Source organism: Microbispora sitophila (genome assembly GCF_014892245.1).
Classification (GTDB): Bacteria; Actinomycetota; Actinomycetes; order Streptosporangiales; family Streptosporangiaceae; genus Microbispora; species Microbispora siamensis.
Genome location: NZ_JADBGC010000004.1, coordinates 393,802 through 419,070, shown reverse-complemented (window position 1 = coordinate 419,070; position 25,269 = coordinate 393,802). Strand labels below are relative to the sequence as shown.

Below are 25,269 nucleotides of genomic sequence, written 5' to 3'. Positions count from 1 at the left end.
GCTCAGGACGTCTCCCTACGGACTCATGCCTCCGGCGCGTCGGCGGGACGAAGGCCCTTGAATCCGTCGGCGGAAGCAGCGTATGCGGCGAGGATACCGGCGACGGCAGGAGAATTGTGGATCATTCCGCTCAGCGCCTTATCGACCGCCGCACCCAGGGGAATCCAGACCGCCGGCATGTCGGTCTCCTCGTGGTGGCGCACGTACGTGTTCTCCTCGTCGGGGATCGGCTCCACGTCGCGCGCCAGGAAGACCCGGATCCGCTCGTCCGACATGCCCGGCGAGGTGTGCAGGTCGACCAGCGTGTGCCACGTCCGCGCCCGGTAGGCGGCCTCCTCGGCGAGCTCGCGCGCCGCGCACTCCACCAGCGGCTCGCCCGGCACGTCGCGGATGCCGGCCGGCAGCTCCCACAGCAGGCGCCGCGCCGGATGCCGGTACTGGCGGATCAGCAGCACGCGGTCCTCGTCGTCGAGGGCGAGCACCGCGACCGAGCCGGGGTGGACGACGTAGTCGCGGTCGGCGGTCACCCCGCCGGGCATCTCCACCGTGTCGGTGCGCACCGTGATGATCCGCCCGGAGAAGTGCTCGGCCGAGGCGACGACGTTCCAGGACTCCTCGGCGTCCTCCACCTTCACCGTGTTCTCAGCCGTCACTTGGCCCGCCCCGCCTTCGCCACGTTCTCCCGCCGGCCCGCGTACTCGAGCGCGGCCTGGACCAGCCCCTTGAACAGGGGGTGCGACCGGGTCGGGCGGGAGCGGAACTCGGGGTGGGCCTGCGTACCGATGAAGAACGGGTGCTGGTCGGTGGCCAGCTCGGCGTACTCGACGAGGCGGCCGTCGGGCGACAGGCCGGAGAACACCATGCCGACCTTCTCCAGCCGCTCCCGGTAGGAGTTGTTCACCTCGTAGCGGTGCCGGTGGCGCTCCTCCACCTTGGCCTTGCCGTACAGGCGGCGGGCCAGCGAGCCCTCCACGAGCCTGGCCGGGTAGAGGCCGAGCCGCATGGTGCCGCCCATGTCGCGCTCGCCGGCGACGACGTCCTTCTGGTCTGCCATGGTGGAGATGACCGGGTTGATGGTCTCGGGGTCGAACTCGGTGCTGTCGGCGTCCTCGATCCCGGCCAGGTTGCGGGCCGCGTCGATGACCATGCACTGCATGCCGAGGCAGATGCCGAGCAGGGGAACGCGCTGCTCGCGGGCGTGCCGTACGGCGCCGACCTTGCCCTCGATGCCGCGCACGCCGAAGCCGCCGGGGATCAGCACACCGTCGACGCCGTCCAGCTCGCGGGCCGCGCCCTCGGGGGTCTCGCAGTCGTCGCTCTTGACCCAGCGGATGTTGACCCGCGCGTCGTTGGCGAAGCCGCCGGCGCGCAGCGCCTCGGTGACCGACAGGTACGCGTCGGGCAGGTCGATGTACTTGCCGACCAGCGCGATCGTGACCTCCTTGGCCGGGCGGTGCACCCGGCGCAGGAGCTGGTCCCACTCGGTCCAGTCCACGTCGCGGAACGGCAGGCCGAGCCGGCGCACCACGTACGCGTCGAGCCCCTCGGCGTGCAGGACCTTCGGGATGTCGTAGATCGAGGCCGCGTCGACGGCGGAGACCACGGCGTCCTCGTCCACGTCGCACATCAGGCTGATCTTGCGCTTGAGCGAGGTGGTGATGGGCCGGTCCGAGCGGCAGACGATCGCGTCGGGCTGGATGCCGATGCTGCGCAGCGCGGCGACCGAGTGCTGCGTGGGCTTGGTCTTCAGCTCCCCGCTCGGGCCGATGTACGGCAGCAGGGAGACGTGCAGGAAGAAGACGTTGTCGCGGCCGACCTCGTGGCGAACCTGCCGGACGGCCTCCAGGAACGGCAGCGACTCGATGTCGCCGACGGTGCCGCCGACCTCGGTGATGACCACGTCGACGTCCGGCCCCGCCATGCCGCGGATGCGGTCCTTGATCTCGTTGGTGATGTGCGGGATGACCTGGACGGTGTCGCCCAGGTACTCGCCGCGCCGCTCCTTGGCGATCACGTTGGAGTAGACCTGGCCGGTGGTGACGTTGGCGGAGCCGTGCAGCTCGGTGTCGAGGAAGCGCTCGTAGTGGCCGATGTCGAGGTCCGTCTCGGCCCCGTCGTCGGTGACGAACACCTCGCCGTGCTGGAAGGGGTTCATCGTGCCCGGGTCGACGTTCAGGTAGGGGTCGAGCTTCTGCATGGTGACACGAAGGCCGCGAAGCTTGAGGAGGCGGCCGAGGCTGGAGGCCGTGAGTCCCTTGCCGAGACTGGAGGCGACGCCGCCGGTGACGAACAGATGCTTGGTTTGTGCGGCGCTGCGCAAGAAGAGCTCCCGTGGTCGATGTCGATCCGGCCGTCCGGATTGGACGCCGCGATGCCCACGGGCTCTCAGAATATCAAACGCTGGGCAACATTGGGCTTGCCACGTGCACTAACCCGCCATAGCGGACAAGCCGACCTAACGGTAACTTGTCGCGTTATGTCGTTCGTGAAGCGCGCCGTCGGCCGTCTGGTCCACCGGGGCTGGGCCTATGTGCGGGAGGCCGGGGCGATCAGCCCGGCCGCCCCGGGCGGCTACCGGTTCCGCAGCATCGGCGAGGGGGTGTGCCTGTCCTTCCCTCAGGGCGCCATCTTCGGCGAGCAGTGGATCGAGATCGGCCCGCACACGCTGGTCGGGGAACGGGTGTCGATCTCCGCCGGCATGGGCCCCGGCGTCGACCTGGGGCCCGACTCGATCGTGCGGATCGGCCGGGGCTGCTCGATCGGCAGGGGCAGCCACATCGTCGGCCACCAGTCCATCGACATCGGCGACGACGTCTTCACCGGCCCCTACGTCTACATCACGGATCAGAACCACGTGTACGACGACCCCGAGACGCCCATCGGGCGGCAGTGGCCGCGCAACAAGCCGGTCTCCATCGGCTCGGGATCCTGGATCGGGACGGGCGCGATCATCCTGCCGGGGACGCGCATCGGCCGCCAATCGGTGGTCGCCGGCGGCGCCGTGGTGCGCGGGGAGTTCCCCGACCACTCGGTCATCGCCGGGGTCCCCGCCAAGATCGTCCGGCGACACTCCGCCGATCTCGGCTGGCACAGCCCCTCGGCCGTCCGCCTCACCTCCCCCCTTCCCGCCGACTCCCGCACCCGGGCCGAGCACGAGTCACGTACGGGCTGACCGAACGCCGGCAATCTGTCGCAGAATGAGCCCATGACTACGGTCCGTGACAGGATTGTCATGTGGAGCGATCACTCTGGGGAGAGGAGGACCCCGGATGACCGCGGCTTTCCCCGAGTGGTTCTATCCCGGTCCGCCCGGCGGGTGGACCGCCGACATGCTCGACCATTTACCGGCCGGAGGAAGTCCAGCTCGTCGTCGAGGTCGTGTCGCCCGACTCGGAGGAGCGGGACCGCACGACCAAGCCGATCAAGTACTCGGACGCCGGGATCAGATATCTCTGGCGCATCGAACTGGAGGACCAGGAACCGGTCGCGTACACGTTCGAGCTGGCGCCGAGCGAAGGGGTACGTGCCGACCGGGATCCACCGTGAGCGCCTCATGACCTACGTCGGCTTCGACGTGGACATCGACCTGGACCTGAGCCCGTTCATCGGCTGACCCACCTGTCGAGCGTCACCCGCGAGACGCGGGTGCCGTGCCCCGCCGTCAGCCGGGCGGGGCTGCGACCCGGGCACGGCGGGCCGCCCGGTAGCGCCGGACCCTGCGGATGAGCCGCCAGGCCACGAACGCCAGCACGGCCAGCGCCACCACCACCAGGACGGGCAGGAAGATCGCGATCAGGCTCATGCCGAGCGAACCCACGTCCTCCACCGTGCTGACGACCGGCGCGCCCACGCCCGCCGTGGTGGCGTTCACCACCGGCCGTGCCGTGGCCTTGATCACGTGCACGGCGAGGGCGACGGCGATTCCCAGCAGCCAGCCGACCGCCGGGTGCTCGGCCATCCACGCCGAGTTGTCGATCTTCGCCGCGGCCGCCGTGGCGCTGAAGACCACGCCGCCCGACGCGGGCCGCACCGCCGTCTGGATCATGTCGTTGACGTGGTCGACCACCGGCACCTTGTCGAGGACGAACTCGGCGACCAGCAGCACGGCGACGATGGCGAGGACCCAGGTGTCGGACAGCCAGGCGTACTCGGCCGGCAGCCGCACGGCGTCGGTGAGCCGCGCGAGCACGCCGACGAGCAGCAACGGGATGTACGCGTTGAGCCCGGCCGCGGTCGACAGTCCGAGCCCGGTGAGCGCCGCGAACATCAGCAACCTCCTCCGGCCGGCGGGACGATCCCGCCTCCCCGTCAACGGACGGCCCCGGCACCGTGTGCCCGGTTACTACCGCGAATCGCACTCCCGACACCCGCGGGTATGAGCCGGGCGCGGCCGCCGTGCCGGCGGCTCAGTGTGGCCGCTCTGCCCGGCCGCCCGATCGGTGCCCGGAGGCGCCGTCAGCCTGCTGCGGCGGCGAGTTCGTCGATCGCCACGGCGAGGTCCTCGGCGCGGGCACCGCGCTTCACCAGCGCGCCAAGGCGCTGCGCCTGCTCTCTCGTGGGGAGGAACCCGGTCAGCAACGCGGGCAGGAGCAGGCGTCTGGCGAGCACCTCGGGAACGGAGATGCCCTCGGGCCGCCGGACCACCGAGACGTTCACCCGGATGGCGTGCTCGTTCCCCGGCGGCACCCCGGGACGGTCGGTCTCCCTGGCGACGTAACGTATGCCGTTCGCCACGTCGCAGCGCGGGCACCCGGCCTGGCGGCCCAGCGGCCCGCCGCACTCGGCGCAGGTCAGGCGGTCGAGCGCGGCATCGACCACGCGCCAGTCATGCCGGTCCGGCTCGTCGGCCACCATCTCGGCGATCGCCCGCTCGTCGGCGGGCGCGACGCGGTCGCCGAACTCGCGTAGGAGGACGTCCCGCCAGCCCTCTTCCACGATCGCGTCGACCAGCTCCGCACACCTCGGGCAATCGGGGGCACCGCCGTACTCCCAGCCGCCGCAGGACGGGCACCGCCGCAGCGCCTCGCCCACCGCAGGTCGCATGATCACCTCCCGCGGGGACGCCCCCGCCGTCCGCCGCACCGGTCGGGTCGTCGCCGGGGACGGCCTCGTGGGCGCGGACCGGCCGGGCCGCGCCGGGTCGTCGTGATCGGCCCGGACACCAGGCTAGGTGTGCCGCTCAACCCGGGCGAACGGTTTTCCGTCGCCCGATCCGCCTGAGGGACATCACAGCGGGACCTCTTCGACAGCGGGCGTGAGGGCCTTCCCGATACCTGTGACGCCGTACGCAGGGGAATGGCTGACCCCAGGTCACGGCGGGGAAACGCCATGCCGTGTGGCGGTGTAGCAGCGTCACCCGCTGGAAAAGGGGGGGAATCTCGCTCCCAGCCGTCACCCGGCGCGGTCGCGCTCATGGCCCGGTTTTGGCGGGCGGCCGGCGCGCAAACCAGATGTTCCTCCTGGGTTGACGGTTTTGCGGGGCGCGGCGGTCCACTCCGCTGCGGCTCCCGCCGTTCCCGCCAGTGGCAGCATCAGCACGAAACGGGCGCCTACCGGCGAGTCCTCGATCCGCAGGGTGCCCTTGTGGGCGCGGGCGATGTCGCGAGAGATGGCGAGGCCGAGTCCGCTGCCGCCGGAATCCCGGCGACGCCCCTCGTCCAGGCGGACGAAGCGTTCGAAGACACGCTCGCGGTCCGCCGGGGCGATGCCCGCTCCGTCGTCGGTAACCGCCACGACAGCCTGGCCGCCGACGGAGTCGACCGTCACCGTGACGGCGCCGGCCGCATGCCGCCGCGCGTTGCTCAGGAGGTTGCCGACCACTCGGGCCAACTGGATCCGGGAGCCGCGGACTCGCACGTCCCCGGCCGCCCGAACGTGCACCGGCACCCCGGGGCCCAGGGCCGACACCTCCTCCGTCACCAGCGCGCCGAGCTCTATCAACTCCGGCGCCGCCGCATCGGCGCCGCGCAGCCGGGTCAGCAGCAGCAGGTCGTCGACGATCGCCTCGAGCCGGCCGGTGGCCCGCAAGGCTCCCTGGATGGTGTCGCGCGGGTCGACGTCGTCGGGATAGAGGAGAGCCTCCTCCAGTCGTGCCCGCAGGCCGGCGATCGGCGTCCTGAGCTCGTGGGAGGTGGTGGAGGCGAACTGGCGCTCCAGCTCGACCGGGCGGAGGGTCCGGCCCATCGCCCACCACGTCATCCAGGCCACCGAAACCAGGATCAAGACACCGCCCCCGGCGATGACGTACTCCAGGTTGTGCGTGGCCAGGAGGGACGGCTGCGCCGTGCCGGCGTAGACGACCGGCGAGTCCGCCGCGGGAGAGACCCGATTGGCCATGAGCATGACACACCGGTCCTGCGCGGAGCACTCCGTGCGCTCTTGAAGGCGATCGTCGGCTGGAGGCCGCAGCGTGCTGAGCGGCCCCATGCCCGCGGCCTGAAGGCTGGAGTCGACGACCCTTCCGCGGGCGTCCACGAGCTGGACGAGGGTGATGTCGGTGAATGTGGGGATCGGATAGGGCACGGCGCCGTTGCGCGCCGCCGCGCTCCATCGTGCGGCGACCTGCTCGGCCGTGAAGAAGACTTCGTCCTGGATTCTGTAGCGGATCGCCAGGTCGAGGCCGACGCCTCCCACGACCAGGGCCAGCAGCAAGAGCCCTGCCGCGGCGATCGTGGAGCGCGCTTTTATGGAGTGCGGGTTCACATCCGATTTCCCCTCCCCTGGTACCGGCGGATGGTTTCTGTTTCGGGACGATCAGTTCTGCGCGTACCAGCGCCGGATCGCCTCGCCCGCCTGGGGCGCACGACGGTCCGCCGCGGCCTGCACATCGGCCAGAGTCTGCGCGGCCAGCGCCCGCCGCCACGCCATCTCGGCCTTGCGCATCGCGGTCGAGACCGCGCACGGGGTGCGGAACTGCCACTCCGGCCTCGCCGCCCCGGCCCCGCGCCGTCGGATCTCCGTGCAATGGAACGCCTCGGCAGGTCCTTCGATCGCCGTCACGACGTCCATGACCGTGATCTCCTCCAGCGGCCGGGCCAGCCGGAACCCGCCCCTCACCCCCGGAGTGGATGTCATGATCCCGGCCTTGGCCAGCGCCTGGAGTTGCTTGTTGAGGTATGCGGACGGCAACTCGAACCCGGCGGCGAGCTTCGCCGTCGAAACCGGCACCTCGTTGCCGAGCCATGCCAGCGTCAGGCAACAGTGCATCGCCCACTCGACGCCCTCACTCATCCGCATAATCTGGATACTACACATCCAGGATTGAGATCGGGAGCCGTTGTGCCTGGTCAGGAGTGGTGCCGCCGCCGTACGCGGGACCGATCAGCCGTGTGGAGTGCAACCGGATGAGGGCGTCGCAGCCGACGAGCGTGGCCGGGAGCCTCGGCCCACCGGCGCGGAGCGCGGTCAGGAGCGGGCGTCCCGGGCGGCGAGGATGCGCGCCTCCTTCTCCGGGTCGATGCCGTCCCTTGCGAGCGGCGTGAGGACGAGCGCGGCGGGGCGGCACCGGCAGAGGGAGGTCCCGCCACTGGCGTACGGGCGTCGCCCCGGACGCGCTTCAGCCGGTCGGCCGGACGGCGGGAGCACGGCGGTCAGGGCGACGAGCGGAAGCATGGTCACGCGCGACCGGGCCGCCCCCGCCGCCGCGCGGAAATCACCTCGGTGAGCCGGGCGACGAGACATCGCGCCGGCTCCGGCCGGAGTGCGGGAGCGGAGTGCGGGGGGCCGGAGTGCGGGGGCGGAGTGCGGGGGGCCAGAGTGCGGGGGCGGAGTGCGGGTCGGTCGCCTTACCGGGTGGCGGGCTCGAGCACCAGCACGGCGGTGTCACCCGCGACCTGTGCGAGCCGCAGGTCGACGTCACCGATGCGGCCCGGCCTGCTCGTGCTGATCGTCACCGCTCCCCTGACTCGGCAGCGGTCGTTGTAACAGCTCCGGCTGATGCTGATGTTCGCGCCGTCGACGACCGTCGAGGTGCCGGTGAAGGCGAGCCTGACGGCGTCTCCCCGCAGGCCCACCACGGTGATCTCGTCCACGCCCAGCCTCGGGTCGATCGGGATGGCGTCCCCCTCACGCACTCGCGCCTCGCATTCGCCGTCCCGGCACCCGGCGAGGTCGCTCGGCGTCGCCGACGGGCTGGGCACCGGCGACGGTGTGGGCGTCGCGGGCGGGCTGGGCGAGACCGAGGCGAACGTGACCGGCCGGCTCACCGGCACCGCGGCGAACGACCGCGCCGGAGCCCCGCCGCAACCGGCGAGGAGCGCGGTCACCGACCCGGCGGTGAGCACGAGGCGGGCGTAAGGGCTGGACGCGATAATCGTCGAACGCATTATTTCCCCGATTGCCACAGACGGATTCGCCCGGCGGGAGCCGCTCGAATAGGCGGCCCCCATGACGCGTGGACGTTATCCACGCGCCGACGAATGCCTTCCCCGCAACAGGCCAGGTCAATCGCGTTCGGAGCCGCGCCCCTCTCGATTCCGCACAGCCCGCGGCGTTTCAACGGGACAAGAACGCCAAAAACCCGGCCCGGTTTCCACACTTCGCCCACCAGCGGTTCCAGCGCACAATTCACCAGAATTCGCTGAATAAGAAAATTTGCCGCATGGCCGGGCACGGGGTGATGCCGCCTGCGCCCCGCCCAGGCCGGCGGGCCCGGGCGGTCATGGGGGTCACGGCACGGTAGCGCCCGGTCGCCCGATCATGAGCGCTCACCGGGCCGGCGGGCCCGGACGACTACGGCGCAGGCGCGTCGCCCCGCTGAGACGGGGTCACTGAGCAGTGACTGCATGGTCTACGCCGTCACTTCACGCCGGCCTCGCGCATGTCGCGGACCTCCCGCTTGAGCTCCTTGATCTCGTCGCGCAGCCGGGCCGCCACCTCGAACTGCAGGTCGGCGGCGGCGTTGTGCATCTGCTCGGTCAGCGACTCGATCAGCGACTCCAGCTGGGCACGCGGCATCTCCCCCGCGATGGCCTTCGCGTGCTGACCCGCCCCGCGGGACGCGAGGCCCGGCACCGGCGCCTTGCCGCGCGACTGCTGCCGCCCGGCGCCGCCGAGAAGCTGCGCGGTGTCGGCGTCCTCGCGGACGAGGCTGTCCAGGATGTCGGCGATCTTCTTGCGCAGCGGCTGCGGGTCGATGCCGTGCGCCTCGTTGTAGGCGATCTGCTTGGCCCGGCGCCGGTTGGTCTCCTCGATCGCCCGCTCCATACTGGGCGTGATCTTGTCGGCGTACATGTGGACCTGGCCGGACACATTGCGGGCCGCGCGGCCGATCGTCTGGATGAGCGAGGTCTCCGAGCGCAGGAAGCCCTCCTTGTCGGCGTCGAGGATCGACACCAGCGACACCTCGGGCAGGTCGAGGCCCTCACGCAGCAGGTTGATGCCGACGAGCACGTCGAACTCGCCCATGCGCAGCTCGCGCAGCAGCTCGATGCGGCGCAGCGTGTCGACCTCGCTGTGCAGGTAGCGGACCCGGATGCCGTTGTCGAGCAGGTAGTCGGTGAGGTCCTCGGCCATCTTCTTGGTCAGCGTGGTGACCAGGACCCGCTCGTCCCGCTCCGCCCGGGCCCGGATCTCCTCCATGAGGTCGTCGATCTGGCCCTTGGTGGGCTTGATGATCACCTCGGGGTCCACCAGGCCGGTGGGGCGGATGACCTGCTCCACCACCTCGCCCTTGCTGCGGCCCAGCTCGTACGGCCCCGGCGTGGCGGACAGGTAGACGGTCTGCCCGATGCGCTCCAGGAACTCCTCCCACTTGAGGGGGCGGTTGTCCATCGCCGACGGCAGGCGGAACCCGTGGTCGACCAGCGTCCGCTTGCGCGAGGCGTCGCCCTCGTACATCGCGCCGATCTGGGGGACGGTCTGGTGCGACTCGTCCAGCACGAGCAGGAAGTCGTCGGGGAAGAAGTCGAGCAGCGTGTGCGGCGGGGTGCCCGCCTCGCGGCCGTCGATGTGCCGCGAGTAGTTCTCGATCCCGGCGCAGGTGCCGACCTGGCGCATCATCTCGATGTCGTAGGTGGTGCGCATGCGCAGCCGCTGGGCCTCCAGCAGCTTGCCCTGCCGCTCCAGGTCGGCGAGCCGCTCGGCGAGCTCCGCCTCGATGCCGGCGATGGCCCGCTCCATCCGCTCGGGACCTGCCACGTAGTGGGAGGCGGGGAAGATGTGGAGCTCGTCGTCCTCGCCGACGACCTCGCCGGTCAGCGGGTGCAGCGTCGCCAGCTTCTCGATCTCGTCGCCGAACATCTCGATGCGGACGGCCAGCTCCTGGTAGACCGGGATGACCTCGACCGTGTCGCCGCGCACCCGGAACGTGCCCCGGGTGAAGGACAGGTCGTTGCGGGTGTACTGCATGTCGACCAGCCGCCGCAGCAGCTGGTCCCGCTCGATCTGCTGGCCGACCTTGAGCCCGACCATCCGGTCGACGTACTCCTGCGGAGTGCCCAGGCCGTAGATGCAGGAGACGGAGGCGACCACCACCACGTCGCGGCGCGACACCAGCGACCAGGTCGCCGAGTGGCGCAGCCGCTCGACCTCCTCGTTGATCGAGGAGTCCTTCTCGATGTAGGTGTCGCTCTGCGGGACGTACGCCTCGGGCTGGTAGTAGTCGTAGTAGGACACGAAGTATTCGACCGCGTTGTTCGGCAGCATCTCGCGCAGCTCGTTGGCGAACTGGGCGGCGAGCGTCTTGTTCGGCTGCATGACCAGCGTCGGGCGTTGCACCCGCTCGATGAGCCACGCCACCGTCGCGGTCTTGCCGGTGCCGGTCGCGCCGAGCAGGACCGTGTCCTTCTCCCCGGCCCTGACCCGCCGCTCCAGCTCCGCGATCGCCGTGGGCTGGTCGCCGGACGGCGTCATGTCGGTGACGACCTGGAAGGGCGCGACCTTCCGCTTCAGGTCCATCATGGATGTCATCGGCCGCTCAGCTCCTCACTCGCCCCGTCCACCGGCGCGGGCGGCCGCACAGACACAGGCGCCCACTCCGGTTCACCTCCATAACCTACGCGCGGCGACCGACAATTCCGGCCCCGATGCCCGTCCCGTTCATCGCTTCCGGGCCGCCGCGGCCTGGCCAGGCGAACCCTTTGCCGGACCATGACCCGGTCGTTACGATTCGAGTCGGGGGCCGACACTGACGGGATGGCGGGGCTGACCTATGGCGGGGTTGCGGAGTGCCGTCGGCCAGTCGCTCGCGTGGGCGGCCAAGAACGTCGACGGGGCCATCGCCCTCGTGCTGGCCGTTGCGGTGGGCGTGCTCGGCGTGCTGCCCGACAAGGTGATCCCCGACGAGGTGAAGTCGCAGCTCGTCAGCGGCACCACGCTGGTCGTCCTGGCCCTGGTCGCGACCGCGCTGCTGCGCGACCGGGCCCGGCAGGAGCCCGTCGAGGAGGCCATGCACGCCACCTCCGGCGTCCTTTCGCGGCTCCCCGAGCGCCTGGACCGCCTCGACGAGCTGGAGGACCTGGTCGCGGGCACCCGCCGGGCCCTGGAGGACATGGCGGTCATCCGCATCCTGGGCAGCCAGCACGAGATCGCGCAGGCGCACGCGGACGCCCGGAGGGGCACCGACCGCTGGACGTTCAAGGGCGGCACCGGCACCTACATGCGCGCCGTCACGCTGCCCGAGTGCGTGGCCGCCGCGCGGCGGGAGAAGCGGCACCTCACGGTCCGTCTGGAGATCATCGACCCGACGGACGAGGCGGTGTGCGAGAGCTACGCGCACTACCGCAGGTCGCTGTCGGACCGGCCGGACGGCACCGGGGAGCGGTGGACGACCGACCGGGCCAGGAAGGAGTCGTACGCGAGCGTCCTGGCCGCGTTCTGGTATCGCCAGCGATACGGCCTGCTCGACATCGCGGTGGGGCTCTCGCCGGTCATGACGACCTTCCGCTGGGACATGTCCGGCCGCGCCCTGATCATGACGTCCGAGGACCCCAACCGGGCCATCATCGCCTTCAGCGGCTCGTTCTTCTACGAGAGCTGCGGCACCGAGCTGCGCACGAGCTTCGAGCAGGCCCGCCGCGTGGCGATCGACCGCTACCGGTCGGTGCCGCTGAGCGACGAGCCGACCGTCGAGGAGGTCCGCAGGCTGTTCGACCGCGTCGACCTCCCCCTGCCCAAGTCGTTCACCGACCGCGACGTGGTCGAGGTCACCCGCAAGGCGCTGCGCGCCAAGGATCCGTACGCGCCATGAGGTATGAGGACGTGTCCGACGTGCTCGCCGGCGGCAGCGCCCGCGAGTGGGCCCTCGGCGTGCTCGGTGAGATCGCAGAGGGTGGCTCGGGCGTGCGGGGCGTGCGGCATCCGCTGGGATTCCTCTGCCTGCCGCTGGTCCGGGAGGGAGACCTCGGGGTGTGCGTGCACGTGTGGACCGCCGCCGCCCGGCGCGCCCGCAGCACCACCTCCCAGGTCCACTGCCACAGCTGGGACCTGGTCAGCCACGTCCTGTACGGCCAGGTGCGCAATGTCCACGCCGTGGTGACCGACACCACCCGGTCCCCCACCCACCGCGTCTTCGAGGTGGTCAGCACCCCGTCGGGCGACGTCGTCCGCCCCACCCCGAGGACCGTGGCGTACGCCCCGGGGCGCGCCGAGCTGTTCGGCGCCGGGGACACCTACACGCTCGTCGCGGGCGCCTTCCACAGCAGCGTCATCCCCGAGGACGGCGAGGCCGCCACCGTGGCGCTCGGCCGCGGCCGGCCGGGCCTGGGCGACCTGTCCCTCGGGCCGCTCGCCACGCCCCTCCACCACGTCAGGCGGGAACGCCTCGACGACGCCGAGACCGCACGTGCCGCCGAGCTGGCCAGGAGGAGCCTGTGGACCTCGAACACGCCAGGCGGGTAGCCGTCGAGGCCGCCCTGGCCGCCGGGGCCGTGCTGCGCGAGAGCGCGCCGGGAGCGGTCGCCGTCCACGACAAGGGCGGGTCGGGCGACGTCGTGACCGACCTCGACCTGGCCGCGGAGAAGCTGATCCTCGACCGCATCCGGGCCGAGTTCCCCTCCCATCGGATCGTGGCCGAGGAGTCGGGCGTCCACGGTGGCGACCGTCCGGACGGCGGATGGACCTGGCTGGTCGACCCCCTCGACGGCACGAACAACGTGGCGATCGGCCTTCCCGCGTACGTCGTGGGCCTGGCGCTGTGCACGGGCGGCCGCACGGTGCTCGGAGTGGTCCACGAGCCGCTCTCCGGCCGCACCTGGTCGGCCGTCAGCGGGGCCGGGGCCCGCGGGCCGGCGGGGCCGCTGACCGGGCCGCCGCGCCGCGACCTGCGGCACGGGCCGGTGCTGGCCTGGACGCAGGGCCACGGGGTCTCGCGGAGCGACCCGGCGGCACGGTCGCTGAAGATGACGATGGACGCCCGCGCCCGGCGGGTGCTCCAGCTCTGGGCTCCGCTGCTGTGCTGGGCGATGCTCGCGCGCGGCGACATCGACGGCATGATCGGCTACCGCGCGGAGGGGCTCGACCTGCCCGCCGGCGCCCTGATCGCCCGGGAGGCGGGGGTGGAGATCCGCGGGCTCGACGGCGGCCCGTTCGAGGCGTCCGCCGAGGGCCCGCCCGACGACCGCAGCTTCGTCGCCGCGCCGCCCGCCCTGGTCGGAGACCTGCTCGGCCTGGTCGCCGAGGCCCGCCGCCTGGCGCCCGCCCTGCCTCCGCTCTGACTCGCCGCAGCCCCGGGGTCAGTCGTCGAGACCGCGCGCGGCGAGCGCCTCGCCCAGCGCGTCGGCGTGCCGCAGGGCGCCCACGACCAGCGGGACGGCGAAGGCGCGCGGGCTCCGCTCGACCCCTCTGGCGCGCTGCGCCTCCCGCACCCGGGTGACCAGATCCGCGATCACCGGCACGCTGCGCAGCGTGAGGGACAGGAGCAGCGACAGGCGGAACGGGTCGAGGCCGGCGAACCTGGCGGGGGCGAGGCAGCGCTCCAGACTGGCCATGAGGGCGCCGGTGCGCGTCGTGAGGGTGACCAGCCCGGCCAGGGCGACGGCGAGCACGACCCGGAGCGTGGAGGACGCCGCCGTGGGCAGGTCCGCGAACACCAACTGCACGCCGAACAGTGCCACGGCGAACCAGCGGACGGGCCGCACCTGCGCCCAGGCCGCCGCGACGCCGACCCCGGAGACGGCGTACAGCAGCACCACGGCGGCCGCGGCGCCCGCCAGCGCCGCGGGCGAGCGCAGCAGCAGGAGCGCCGTGCAGGACACGGCGAGCCCGGCGAGCTTGGCCCCGGCGGGCAGCCGGTGCAGGAGCGAACCGCCGGGCACGTAGGCGCCGGTGAGCCCGCTCACGCCATCATCTTCCTGTAGTGGCCGATCGCGGCGGCGGGCTCGGCGTCGGCGACGATCCGCCCCTCGTCGATCACGAGCACGCGGTCGAAGTCCTCCAGCAGCGCGAGGTCGTGGGTCACCACGACCACCTGCTGCGGAAGAGTCCGGAGCAGCGCGGCGACCTGCCGGGAGTGGCGCAGGTCGAGCAGCGTGGTCGGCTCGTCCATGACCAGGATCTCCGGGTCGAGCACCAGGACCGAGCAGAGGGCGAGCAGTTGCTTCTGGCCGCCGGACAGGTGATGCGCGGGGTGGTCGGCGTGCTCCCCCAGGCCGTACCTCTCCAGGACCTCCCGCACCCGGCGCTCGACCTCCTCGCGCGCCAGCCCCTTGCGGCGCAGCGAGAAGGCCACGTCCTCGGCCACCGTGGGCATCACGATCTGCGCGTCCGGGTCGGTGAACAGGAACCCCACGCCGCGCCTGATGCGGGCCGCGTGGCGGCGGGTGTCGAGCCCGGACACCGTCACCGTGCCCGAGGACGGCAGGACCAGGCCGTTGACGAGGCGGGCGAGCGTGCTCTTGCCCGAGCCGTTGGCCCCCACCACGCCCACGCGGCGCTCGGTCAGCGAGGCCGTGACGCCGCGCAGCACCTCCCGCTGCCCGAGCCGCACATGGACGTCCTCCAGCCGGATCACTCACACCACCTCGAACAGGGCGGCGATCCCGAGACCGCCGCCGACCGCGACCGCCGCCAGGCCCAGCGTCCCCGGAGGAGCCCCGAGGAGCCGGCTGAACAGCCGGGTCACCACCACCGCTCCGCTCGCGCCCCAGGGATGGCCGAGGGCGAGCGCGCCGCCGTCGGCGCACACGCGGCCGGCGTCCGCGCCGAGGGGGTCGAGGCCGAGCGCGTCGGTGACCGCGAGCACCTGCGCCGCGAACGCCTCCACGATCTCCACCGCCGCCACCCTCCCCAGGTCCGCTCCGGTCCGCCGCAGCACGCGTCGTACGGCGGGCACCGGTCCCCACCCGGGAAGCGCGGGGTCGCAGCCGGCGACGGCGCCGGCCAGCAGGCGCAGACCGGGCAGGCCGGCCGCCGCGCGCAGCCGCTCGGGCACGACCGCCACGGCGGCGGCTCCGTCGCTCACCGGGGAGGAGTTGCCGGCCGTCACCGTACCCCCCGGCACGAACGCGGCGGGCAGCCGGGCCAGCGACTGCGGCCGCAGCACGCGCGGACGCTGGTCGTCCGTCCGGCCGCCGATGGGGACGATCTCGCGCGTGAACCGTCCGGCCTCCCGGGCGGCCAGCGCCCGCGCGTGACTTCGGGAGGCGTACGCGTCCTGGCGCTCCCTGGTCACGCCGCGCGCGGCGGCGAGCGCCTCGGCGGCCGGGCCCATGTCCGGGTCCGGGTGCCCCTCCGGGGCGAACGGCGCGCGCTCGTACGGCACGCCCGGCTCGCCCTCCCGCCGGCGAACCCGCAGCGGAGCGGTGGAGGCGCTCTCGACGCCCCCGGCGACGACGAGGTCCGCCTCGCCGCAGCGGACCGCCTGGGCGGCCAGCAGGATCGCGGCGAGGCCGCTGCCGCACTGCCGGTCGACGGTGACGCCGGGCACGTCGTGGCCCATCCCGGCGGCCAGCGCGCAGACCCGGGCGAGGTTGCCCCCGGGTCCCGTGCAGTTGCCCAGCACCACGTCGTCCACCGGGACGCCGAGGTGCGCCACGTCGCGGGCGACCGCCTCGATGACGGGCGCGGCGAGCCGGTCGGCCGTCAGGGTCCGGAACGCGTGGCCGGCCGTGCCGATGGGGGTGCGGCGGGCCGCCACGACGACCGCGTGCTCGTCCATCTCAGTCGAGCCGCCGCAGGCCGGGATCGTCGCCGGCGGCGAGACGGGCGGCGACGAAGGCGCGGGCCGGCTTGCCCGTGGGGGTCCGGGGCAGGGACCCGGCCGTGTACCAGCGCCGGGGCCGCTGCGCCGGGTCGAGTTCGGCGCGCGCCGTCGCCTCCAGCGCGGCCCTCGACGCGTCCTCGCCCTCGACGACCGCGGTGACCACGGCGCCCAGGTAGGGATGCGGCGTGCCGACCACGACCACGTCGTCCACTCCCGGCACCTTCCTGAGCACCTCCTCGACGTCCTCGGGCACCACGGTGGCGCCGCCGGTCTGGATCGCGCCGTCGCCCCGGCCGCGCAGCCGCAGGACCTCGCCGGGCCGGTGCGGCTCGGCCAGGTCGCCGACCGTCATCCAGCCGCCGTCGTCCCGCCGCAGGGGGCCGGTCGCACCGGCCAGGTAACCCTCGCAGAGCCACGGGGAGCGCACCCACACCTCGCCCAGAGCCTGCCCGGGCGGCACCCTGACGTCGATCTCCACGCCGGGGAAGGGCCGCAGCCCGGCCCCGTCGGCGTCCACGGCGACGAACGACAGCTCGGTGGCGCCGTAATACGACACCACACGCACTCCGGCCGCCGCTGCCCGGGCCCTGGCGGCGGCGTCCAGGGCGGCCCCGCCGACCACGGCGGTGTGCAGCGGGCCTCCGGCCGCCTCCAGGGCGTCCAGTACGGCCGGCAGGCGGTGGGGCACCACGTGGACCACGGTGGCCCGCCGCAACTGATCCGCCAGCAGGGACGGAGACCACCGGCCGGGGACCACGGCGGTCGCGCCCGCCGCCAGCGTGTGCACGGCGGCGAAGCCGTACAGGGAGGAGACCAGCGGACCGGGGATCAGCACGACGTCGTCCTGGCCGATCCCGGTCAGCGCGTCCAGGTAGGCGAACGACGCGGTCCACGAGGCCCGGCTGCGCACCACGGCGCGGGGCCTGCCGGTGCTGCCGGAGCTGAAGCAGGCCCAGGTGAGGTCGCCCGGCGCGGGGCGGTGCCGTACGGGCGGGCCGTCGGCCTCCGGCAGCGGGGCGTCGAAGCGGGCGGTGACCGGCACCGCGGCCATGACCTGCGCCCGCCGTTCCTCGCTCCAGGCATGGTCGCACAGCAGCGGTGTGGCTCCCGCCAGGTCGGCGGCGAGCACGGCGACGAGCAGGGCCACGGGGTCGGCCTGGCCGGCCGCGACGAGCGCGCCGGGCCCGACGCCCTCGTCGGCCAGTCGGCGGGCGGCGCGGCCGGCCAGGGCGGCGAGTTCGGCGTAGCCGAGGTCGCCTCCGGGCCCGGACAGCGCGATCCGGTCCGGGCTGGCGGAGGCGTGCCGCATGACCTGCGCGGCTACCGGCACGGGCGCGTCACCGCCCCCCTGCCCGCAGCCGCTCGCGGTGCACCGCGGGGACCGCGTCGGGGTAGGCCCGCTGGGTGCCCCGCGCCACGATCGACGCCAGCACCGCCTTGGCCAGGTCGCCGGGCAGGAAGGCGGCGCTGAGCAGCGCGGTCTTGCCCAGGGACAGCCCGGTGACCAGGGCCTGCACGGGGATGCCGCACAGGTAGACCACGCCGACGCCGCCGGCGAGGCAGGCGGTCACCAGCCGCACCGTGGACGGTGTGCGTCCCCCGCGTTCGACGATCCACCCGGTCAGGGCCGCGCCGGGAAGCCAGCCGATCAGGAAGCCGGCCGAGGGCCCGGTGAAGACGCCGAGCCCGCCGCGTCCACCGGCCAGCAGGGGCAGCCCCGCGGCGACCAGCACGAGCAGGACCACGACGGCGAGGGCGGACCGCCACGTGCCGAGGATCGCCCCGGCGAGCATGACGCCGAGTGTCTGCAACGTGATCGGCACCGCGTCGCCGAAGACGTTCAGCGCGCCCGGCATGCCGAGCACGGCGATCAGCGCGGCGAAGACGCTGACCCTGGCGACGTCCGCCGCGGGGAAGCGCCGCCGCGGCGGACTCTGTTCATCTGTCACGGATCGATCCCATACCAAGACGCTCCGTTCGGCGCATGAGGATTCCCACAACTTTTCGCCGTGTCGTTCTCAGCGCCGCCCATAGCCGGGCGATCCGGGCCGCTCGACTTGGGACGGAGCTCAGGCCGTGAGGATCAGGACGGTCACGGTCGCGGCGAGGCCGGTCACGGCGAGGCCCGCGCCGGTGGCGACGAACTTGGCCAGCGGCACCCGCACGTCCCCCCGCCGGCACCACTCGAACCACAGCAGCGTCGCGAGCGAGCCCCAGGGCGTGATCACCGGGCCCAGGTTGGTGCCCGCGAGCAGCGACAGCAACTGCGTGTGGTTGGCCGCGGGGACGACCTGCTCGCCCGCGACGTACGCCGGGAGGTTGTTGAGCACGTTGGACAGCGCGGCTCCGGCGGCGGCCGCGCGGTAGGCGCCGTCCCCGTCGCCGCCCACGCCGACGAGCGCGCGCATCACCTCCGCCAGGCCGAGACGGCTGAGCGTCGGGACCACGAGGAACAGCCCGGTGACGAAGACCAGCAGCCGCCAGGGGATCAGGCCCCACACGAGCTTCGCGCGGTCGCGCCAGGCGAAGGCGGCGACCACCGCGACCGCCGCGACGAGAGCCGCGACGCCGATCTCCACGCCCACCAGGATCGCGGCGATGAACAGCAGGCACGCCACCCCCGCGACGCCGAACAGCACCCGGTCGGCCACAGGCACCGGAGGCGGCGGCACGTAGCGGTCCTCGCCCCGCTCGCCGCGCCGCCAGTAGAACGCCCACAGGAACGCCATCGTCACCGCGATCGACACGGCCTGGGGCGCCCACATCCGCGCGGCGAACTCCTGCGTGGTCAGCGCGACCCGGTTCATGGCGAGCAGGTTCGTGAGGTTGGAGACCGGCAGCAGCAGGCTCGCGGTGTTGGCCAGCCAGACCGTGGTCATCACGAGCGGCAGCGGCGCGATCTTCGCGCGCGGCGCAAGGGCCAGCATGACCGGCGTCAGCAGCACGGCCGTCGTGTCCAGGTTCAAGAAGATCGTGACCAGCGAGGCGAAGGCCGTGCAGAACAGGAAGAGAACGGCGTAGCTCCCCCGGCCGACGATCGCGATGCGGGTCGCGATGACGTCGAAGACCTGCGCCTCCTTGGTCAGCTCCGCCAGCACGATCACCGCGCCGAGGAACAGCAGCAGGGGGGCGATGCGTTCGACGCTGTCCCTGGCCTCCTCCGCCGGCAGCAGGCCGGTGGCCACGAAGACCAGGCCCGCCGCGAGCAGTCCGAACCTGATCCAGTCGAGAACGCTCAGTCTCCGCAGCCCGGTCGCCACGCGCACACCCTATCTCGCCGCCCGCCGAGATGATCGATCCCCTCCAAACCGTCGGCGGCAGCGTGAATACTGGGCCCATGACGCACACGGGGCGGGGGGACGCGCGGACCGAGATCTTCGTCAGCTACTCCCCCGCCGACGAGCGCTGGGCGACGTGGATCGCCTGGCAACTCGAAGCCGCCGGCTATCGCACGATGCTGCAGGCGTGGGACTTCGTGCCGGGCACCAACTTCATCGACTTCATGGACCGCGGGGTCAGCGAGGCCGACCTCGTCGTCGCGGTGCTCACCCGCAACTACCTGGGCTCCCGCTACGGCAGGCTCGAATGGCAGGCGGCGCTGCGCGCCGATCCCGACAACCCGTCCAACAAGCTCGTGACGGTCCGCCTGGAGGACTGCCCGCTCGACGGCCTGCTGTCCACGATCACCTGGGTGGACCTCCTCGGCGTGACCGACCCCGACGAGGCGCGGCGGCTGCTGCTGACCCGGATCCGGCAGGCGCTGGCCGGCCGGGCCAAGCCGGCCGAACCGCCCCGCTTCCCGGCGGGGCCGGGCACGCACGCCCTACATCCGCCCGCGGACCCCGCGCCCCCCGCCGTACGGGTGCCCCGGGCCCGGCGCACCCCCGCAGCCGAGCCGGCGTTCCCGACGGCCGAGCGCGCGGGCGGCGCCTCCGCGGTGACCGTGCTGCACGTCGCCGGGCCGCGGTTCGGGCGCGGCCTCGCCGAGGCGGACGAGCCGCTCGACGCGGGCGAGCTGCAGGCGAGCGTGTGGGCCGACCTGACCCGTCTCGCCGACGCCGGTGTGCCCAGGCCCGATCTCCTGGTGGTGACCGGCGACCTCACCGAGTCGGGCAGCATCCGCGAGTGCGAGCAGGCGCTGGCGTTCCTCACCGGGCTGCGCGTGCTGCTGGGCCTGGAGCCCGGGCGGCTGGTGGTCGTCCCCGGGCCGCGCGACGTCACCAAGGCGGCCTGCCGGGCCTACTTCGCGACCTGCGAGGCCGACGACGTGCGCCCGCAGCCGCCGTACTGGCCGAAGTGGCGGCACTTCTCCACGCTCTTCGGCGAGCTCTACCAGGGCCTCGACGGCCCGGCCTTCGACAGCGCCCAGCCGTGGACGCTGTTCGAGCTGCCCGAGCTGCGCACGGTCGTCGCCGGGATCAACTCCACGATCGCGATGAGCCACCGCGAGGAGGACGACTACGGCTTCGTCGGCGAGGCCCAGGCGGCGTGGTTCGCCGAGCGGCTGCGGCCGTTCGAGGGCTGGCTGCGGATCGGCGTCGTCGCCCATCCCCCGCGTCCCGGCCTGCGCGACGCCGCCACCCTGGAACGGCTGCTCGGATCCCGGCTCGACCTGCTCGTCCACGGGCGGAGCCCCCGGGGCGGCGGCCCGGAGGAGGTCTGGGATCTGGAGGGGCTGCCGTGCGTGCCCGCGCTCGCCCCGGGCCGTCACCAGATCCTCCAGCTCACGCCGGAGGGGCTGCGCCGGTGGACCCGCGACCGGCCGGAGCTGGGCGACCCCGAGGTCCTGCCGTACGGCTGGCGCGGCTGGCGGCCGCAGACCCCCGCCGCGGCGGCTCCCGAGCCGCCGTCCCGGGAGCCGGAGGAGCCGGCGGGCCCGGCCGACCTGCTGCTCGACCGGATCGCCGAGGTCTGCGAGACCCGCTTCGAGCGGGCCAAGATCCGCCGCGTCGCGGGCGACCCGCCGCGCCTGCTCGTCACCCACCCCGAGGACGGGTTCGTCCGCCAGGTCCTGATCGGCGCGCACGCCGGGGAGCTGAACCAGGATCGGGTCGAGGCGTTCCTCGGTCACGTCCACGCGGCGGGGCTGGAGCACGCCGCCGAGCTGGTCTACCAGGGGCCGCAACCGTCCCGGACCTTACGCGACGACGCGCTGCGGCGCGGGCTGCGGCTGCGCAGCTTCACCGAGTTCCAGGGCCTGCTCGACCTGTCGTCCTACGTGGCCGGGCAGACGGCCAGGCTGCGCGGCGACCGCCGCTACCCGCCCGAGCTGTACGTGCCGCAGCGGTTCCGGGAGCTCGACCGGACCGGCGGCGAGGTGCGCGACGACCTGACCGACGAGCTGATGCGGCTGCTCGCGGCCGACCACGGGCGGTTCGTGCTCGTGCTCGGCGACTTCGGCCGGGGCAAGACGTTCTCGCTGCGCGAGGTGGCCAGGCGCATCCCCGCCGAGCTGCCGCACCTCACGCCGATCCTGATCGAGCTGCGCGCCCTCGACAAGGCGCACTCGGTCGCCGGGCTGGTCGCGGCGCACCTCGCCAACCACGGCGAGGAGCTGATCGATCTCAAGGCGTTCCACTACATGCTGCGCCAGGGCCGCATCGTGCTGCTGTTCGACGGCTTCGACGAACTGGTCACCCGTGTGACGTACGAGCGGGCGGCCGACCATCTCGACACCCTGCTGCGCGCGGCCGAGGACAAGGCGAAGATCCTCGTTGCCGGACGCACCCAGCACTTCAAGTCGCGCAGCCAGGTGATGACCGCGCTCGGGGAGAAGGTCGGCCTGCTGCCGAACCGCCGGGTGCTCAGCATCGAGGAGTTCACCGAGGAGCAGATCCGCGCCTACCTCGTCAACCGGTACGGCTCGCAGGAGGCGGCCGACGACCGGATGGCCCTGCTCACGGGCATCGGCGACCTGCTCGGCCTGGCGCACAACCCCCGCATGCTCAGCTTCATCGCCGACCTGCCCGCCGAAAGGCTGCGCGCCGTCGCCCAGGCCGGGGAGGCGATCAGCGCCGCCGGTCTCTACCAGGAGATCCTCGACACGTGGCTGGCGTTCGAGGAGGAGCGCGTGCGCGGCGTGGCCGGAGCTCCCGGCGGGCTGACCCGCGAGGAGCTGTGGCGGGCCGCGACCACGCTCGCGCTGCGGCTGTGGGAGACCGGTGAGACCTTCCTGCGGCCGGTGGAGCTGGCCGAGGTCGCCGACACGCTCACCGGCCTGGCCGCCGACACGCAGAACCGCGTGCCGTACGGACCGGAGACCGGTTCCGAGCAGGCGGAGCACACAGGCCCGGCCGACGCGGACGGCGCCGGAACCACGGGAGGGCAGGGGCCCGCGCGGCTGACGCCCGAGCAGGCCGCGCACGCCGTCGGAGCCGGCAGCCTGCTGGTCCGCACGGACGAGGGATTGTTCGGGTTCATCCACGCCTCGGTCGTGGAGTGGCTGGTGGCCCGGCACCTCGCGGAGTCGCTCGGCACCGGCCGCGCGCCGGGGCTCGGCCTGCGGCCGTTGTCGGCGCTGGCCGTCGACTTCCTGTGCGACCTGGCCGACGCCTCGATGCTGCAGGCGTGGGCGGCCCGCACGCTCGCCTCCCCCGGCGCCGGTGACGTCGCACGGGCCAACGCCATCAAGGTGACCACCCGGCTGCGCACCTCGGCCAGGACCGACCTGCGCGGAGCCCGGCTCAGCGGCGAGGACCTGTCGTACCGCGAACTCCAGGGCGTGGACCTCACCGGCGCCGACCTGACCGACACCCGGCTCGTCGGGGCCGACCTGTCCCACGCGGTGCTCAGGGACGCCCGGCTTGTCGGGGCGCGCCTGGACGAGGCCGTGCTGGTGGGCGCCGACCTGCGCGGCGCCGACCTCACCCGGGCCCGGCTCGCCCGCGCCGACCTGCGGGACGTCGCCGTCGAGGGCAGCCGCTGGGACCGGGCCGCGCTCATCGACGTCACCGGCGTTCCCTGGGGAGCGCCGGAGCTGCGCGGCGCGGCCGTGGCGCCCGCCGCCCCAGCCGCGGGGACACGAACCGACGGGGGGCGGGTCGGCGCCGAACTGGCCCCCGCCGTCGTCGGCGTGCCGTACGGCTACCACTTCGAGAGCAGCCGCCTGCCCGAACCGGTCGCCTACCACCCCGACGGCGGCGTGGTCGCCCTGGGCGGTGAGGACGGCGGCGTGCTGGTCTGCGACAGCGTCACCGGGTCCGCCCTGCGCACGCTGCAGGGCCACCGGGGCCGCGTCTACAAGGTCGCCTACGGCGAGGCCGGGCTGGTGACCGGCGCGAGCGACGGGACCATCCGGGTGTGGGACCCGGCCACCGGAGAGCCGTCGCACGTCCTGCGTGGCCATCCCGAGGGGGTGTGGCCCGTGCTGACCTCCGGCGACCTGGTCGCGGCCGGCGGCGCGGACGGGATCATGCGGGTCTGGGCGTCCGGGGAGCTCGCGTGGGAACTGCCGGGCCACACCGCCCCGATCTACACGGCCGTGTTCCTGCCGGGGCTGCTGGTGACCGGCGACAGCGCGGGGGCGATCCGCGTGTGGGACCTCGCCACGGGGCGGGTGCGCCACCATCTGCACGGCCACAGCGGAGCCGTCTACCGCCTGGTCCTCAGCCCCGACGGCACCCGCCTGGCCGCCGGGGACGGCCAGGGCGTGCTGCGGATCTGGGACCCCCGCACGGGCGCCGCACTGCACGAGCTCACCGGTCACCCCGGCCGGATCTACTCCCTCGCCTTCCACCCGGAGGGCCGCCTGCTCGCCTCCGGCGACACCGAGGGAGCCGTACGGCTGTGGGACCCGGTCACGGGGGCGGCCGCCGGCAGCCTGCCCGGGCACCGCGGCGCCGTCTACCAGGTCCTGTTCGATCCCACGGGCGAGCTGCTGGCGACCGGCGACAGCGACGGGGTCGTACGGATCTGGGACCACCGCACGGGCCAGGCGCGTGCCGAGCTGACCGGGCACCGGGGCTCCGTCTGGCCGTTCGCGTTCCGCCCGGACGGCAGGCAGCTCGCGACCTGCAGCAACGACGGCACCGCCCGCCTGTGGGACCCGCACAGCGGTCGGTGCGTCCAGACGCTGCGCGGCCACGGCCGCCGCATCACGTCGGTCCGCTTCTCCGCCGACGGCGGCATGCTCGCCGCCTGCGGCAACGACGGCTACGTACGGCTGTGGGACCCGGTCACGGGCCGGCGCCTGCGCTCGCTCACCGGGGCGGCCGACCGGCTGGTGTCGGCCGTCTTCAGCCCGGCCGGCCCGCTGCTGGCGACCGCGAGCAACGACGGCGGCGTCTACCTGTGGAACCCGGTGGCAGGGACGTACGAGCGCGAGCTCAACGTGGAGACCGACCATGTGTGGGCCGAGGCGTTCAGCCCCGACGGGCAACTGCTGGCCACCGCGAACGACGACGACAGCGTCCGGCTGTGGTACCGCCCCTCCGGGCGGCAGGTCGCCAACCTCGCCGGGCACCGGGGACGCGTCAGGTCGATCGCCTTCAGCCCCGACGGCCGGCTCGTGGCCACCGGCTGCGACGACCGCAACGTGCGGCTGTGGGACGTGTCGACCGGCCAGTGGGCGGCGACGCTGAGCGGCCACGACGACCGGGTGTACGCCGTGGCCTTCTCCCCGTCGGGCGACCTGCTGGCGAGCGCGAGCAACGACGGCACCGCCCGCCTGTGGGAGGTCGCCTCCGGCGAGTGCCTGCACGTGCTCGCCGGCGGCGGGCGGCTGTGGACGGCCGCCTTCAGCCCGTCGGGCGACCTGCTGGCCACCGCCGGGGACGACCTCGCCGTCCACCTGTGGGACCCGGCCTCCGGCGCGCGCGCCGGCACCCTCGCGGGTCACGGCCGCCGGATCTGGTCGCTCGCGTTCCACCCCTCCGGGGATCTGCTCGCCAGCGCCGGGGACGACGGCGTGGTGATCCTGTGGGACGTCCCGGGACGCGAACGCCGCGCCACGCTGCTCGGCCTGCCCGAGGGATGGGCCGCGTTCTCGCCCGGCGGGCTGTACAAGCTGGAAGGCGACGTGACGGGCCAGTTCTGGTACGTGATCGGCATGTGCCGGTTCGAACCCGGCGAGCTGGACGAATACCTGCCCGAGGTCAGGCGGCTGGCCCTCGACGAGCCGTTCTGACGAGCGG

The 25,269-nt window shown here is 73.4% G+C and carries 21 protein-coding genes; 6 read left to right on the top strand and 15 right to left on the bottom strand.

Translation table 11 applies throughout. The features are described 5' to 3' along the window. Positions 1 to 23 precede the first annotated feature (23 nt). Together IL992_RS09970 and IL992_RS09965 are read right to left on the bottom strand one after the other, a co-directional pair. Positions 24 to 653, bottom strand: coding sequence for an NUDIX domain-containing protein (locus IL992_RS09970; RefSeq protein ID WP_193203008.1), 630 nt, complete (start codon positions 651 to 653; stop codon positions 24 to 26). Next, positions 650 to 2,320, bottom strand: coding sequence for a CTP synthase (locus IL992_RS09965; RefSeq protein WP_079315787.1), 1,671 nt, complete (start codon positions 2,318 to 2,320; stop codon positions 650 to 652). The genes IL992_RS09970 and IL992_RS09965 overlap by 4 nt, the downstream gene beginning before the upstream one ends. A 156-nt stretch (positions 2,321 to 2,476) precedes the next feature. Between IL992_RS09965 and IL992_RS09960 the strand changes: the two genes are divergently transcribed. Both IL992_RS09960 and IL992_RS45965 read left to right on the top strand, forming a co-directional pair. Beyond that, positions 2,477 to 3,172 carry an acyltransferase gene (locus IL992_RS09960; protein ID WP_193203007.1) on the top strand — a complete coding sequence of 232 codons (696 nt, stop codon included), beginning with the start codon at positions 2,477 to 2,479 and terminating at the stop codon, positions 3,170 to 3,172. A gap of 206 nt (positions 3,173 to 3,378) precedes the next feature. After that, complete coding sequence (locus IL992_RS45965) at positions 3,379 to 3,546, top strand: hypothetical protein (protein ID WP_319018452.1); 168 nt, start codon at positions 3,379 to 3,381, stop codon at positions 3,544 to 3,546. A 115-nt stretch (positions 3,547 to 3,661) separates the two neighbouring features. On the opposite strand, the gene IL992_RS09950 is transcribed toward IL992_RS45965, so the two are convergent. From IL992_RS09950 to uvrB, 7 genes are all read right to left on the bottom strand, one after another. Then, positions 3,662 to 4,267, bottom strand: coding sequence for a DUF4126 domain-containing protein (locus IL992_RS09950; RefSeq protein WP_193203006.1), 606 nt, complete (start codon positions 4,265 to 4,267; stop codon positions 3,662 to 3,664). Positions 4,268 to 4,455: 188 nt separating this feature from the next. Then, the gene (locus IL992_RS09945) at positions 4,456 to 5,043 is read right to left on the bottom strand and encodes a hypothetical protein (protein WP_193203092.1); all 588 of its coding nucleotides are present in this window, start codon (positions 5,041 to 5,043) and stop codon (positions 4,456 to 4,458) included. A 348-nt stretch (positions 5,044 to 5,391) separates the two neighbouring features. After that, a complete protein-coding gene (locus IL992_RS09940; protein WP_193203005.1) occupies positions 5,392 to 6,702 on the bottom strand; it encodes a sensor histidine kinase in 1,311 nt (436 codons plus the stop codon). A 51-nt stretch (positions 6,703 to 6,753) separates the two neighbouring features. After that, positions 6,754 to 7,230 (bottom strand): RrF2 family transcriptional regulator, encoded by a 477-nt coding sequence (locus tag IL992_RS09935; protein ID WP_193203004.1) that lies wholly within the window; start codon positions 7,228 to 7,230, stop codon positions 6,754 to 6,756. A 174-nt stretch (positions 7,231 to 7,404) separates the two neighbouring features. Continuing rightward, complete coding sequence (locus IL992_RS09930; RefSeq protein ID WP_193203003.1) at positions 7,405 to 7,617, bottom strand: hypothetical protein; 213 nt, start codon at positions 7,615 to 7,617, stop codon at positions 7,405 to 7,407. Positions 7,618 to 7,784: 167 nt separating this feature from the next. Then, entirely contained in the window at positions 7,785 to 8,324 is a 540-nt protein-coding gene (locus IL992_RS09925; RefSeq protein WP_193203002.1) for a hypothetical protein, read from the bottom strand. 472 nt (positions 8,325 to 8,796) lie between these two features. After that, the gene (gene uvrB / locus IL992_RS09920) at positions 8,797 to 10,908 is read right to left on the bottom strand and encodes an excinuclease ABC subunit UvrB (RefSeq protein WP_226872586.1); all 2,112 of its coding nucleotides are present in this window, start codon (positions 10,906 to 10,908) and stop codon (positions 8,797 to 8,799) included. Between the two features lie 241 nt (positions 10,909 to 11,149). Between uvrB and IL992_RS09915 the strand changes: the two genes are divergently transcribed. From IL992_RS09915 to IL992_RS09905, 3 genes are read left to right on the top strand one after another with little or no spacing between them, the layout of a single operon-like run. Further along, a complete protein-coding gene (locus IL992_RS09915; RefSeq protein ID WP_193203001.1) occupies positions 11,150 to 12,187 on the top strand; it encodes a hypothetical protein in 1,038 nt (345 codons plus the stop codon). Then, positions 12,184 to 12,837: a hypothetical protein gene (locus IL992_RS09910; RefSeq protein WP_193203000.1), complete on the top strand. Its 654-nt coding sequence runs from the start codon at positions 12,184 to 12,186 to the stop codon at positions 12,835 to 12,837. Before IL992_RS09915 ends, IL992_RS09910 begins: the two co-directional genes overlap by 4 nt. Next, on the top strand, positions 12,810 to 13,652 hold the full coding sequence (locus IL992_RS09905) for an inositol monophosphatase family protein (protein WP_193202999.1): 843 nt from the start codon (positions 12,810 to 12,812) through the stop codon (positions 13,650 to 13,652). The genes IL992_RS09910 and IL992_RS09905 overlap by 28 nt, the downstream gene beginning before the upstream one ends. Positions 13,653 to 13,670: 18 nt before the next feature. Here IL992_RS09905 and IL992_RS09900 read toward each other — a convergent pair whose 3' ends face one another. The 6 genes from IL992_RS09900 to IL992_RS09875 all read right to left on the bottom strand — a co-directional run bounded on the left by IL992_RS09900 (position 13,671) and on the right by IL992_RS09875 (position 19,398). Next, positions 13,671 to 14,276 (bottom strand): energy-coupling factor transporter transmembrane component T family protein, encoded by a 606-nt coding sequence (locus IL992_RS09900; RefSeq protein WP_193202998.1) that lies wholly within the window; start codon positions 14,274 to 14,276, stop codon positions 13,671 to 13,673. Beyond that, positions 14,273 to 14,947: an energy-coupling factor ABC transporter ATP-binding protein gene (locus IL992_RS09895; protein WP_193202997.1), complete on the bottom strand. Its 675-nt coding sequence runs from the start codon at positions 14,945 to 14,947 to the stop codon at positions 14,273 to 14,275. The genes IL992_RS09900 and IL992_RS09895 overlap by 4 nt, the downstream gene beginning before the upstream one ends. Next, entirely contained in the window at positions 14,948 to 16,093 is a 1,146-nt protein-coding gene (locus IL992_RS09890) for a thiolase family protein (protein WP_193202996.1), read from the bottom strand. Between the two features lies 1 nt (position 16,094). Continuing rightward, complete coding sequence (locus tag IL992_RS09885; RefSeq protein ID WP_193202995.1) at positions 16,095 to 17,468, bottom strand: AMP-binding protein; 1,374 nt, start codon at positions 17,466 to 17,468, stop codon at positions 16,095 to 16,097. A gap of 7 nt (positions 17,469 to 17,475) precedes the next feature. After that, a complete protein-coding gene (locus IL992_RS09880) occupies positions 17,476 to 18,087 on the bottom strand; it encodes a biotin transporter BioY (RefSeq protein WP_193202994.1) in 612 nt (203 codons plus the stop codon). A 120-nt stretch (positions 18,088 to 18,207) separates the two neighbouring features. Then, positions 18,208 to 19,398 carry an ArsB/NhaD family transporter gene (locus IL992_RS09875; protein ID WP_193202993.1) on the bottom strand — a complete coding sequence of 397 codons (1,191 nt, stop codon included), beginning with the start codon at positions 19,396 to 19,398 and terminating at the stop codon, positions 18,208 to 18,210. A gap of 77 nt (positions 19,399 to 19,475) precedes the next feature. Here IL992_RS09875 and IL992_RS09870 point away from each other — a divergent pair, with 77 nt between their 5' ends. Continuing rightward, positions 19,476 to 25,262, top strand: a complete 5,787-nt coding sequence (locus IL992_RS09870; RefSeq protein WP_193202992.1) for a WD40 domain-containing protein — start codon at positions 19,476 to 19,478, stop codon at positions 25,260 to 25,262. The last annotated feature ends 7 nt before the right edge of the window (positions 25,263 to 25,269 follow it).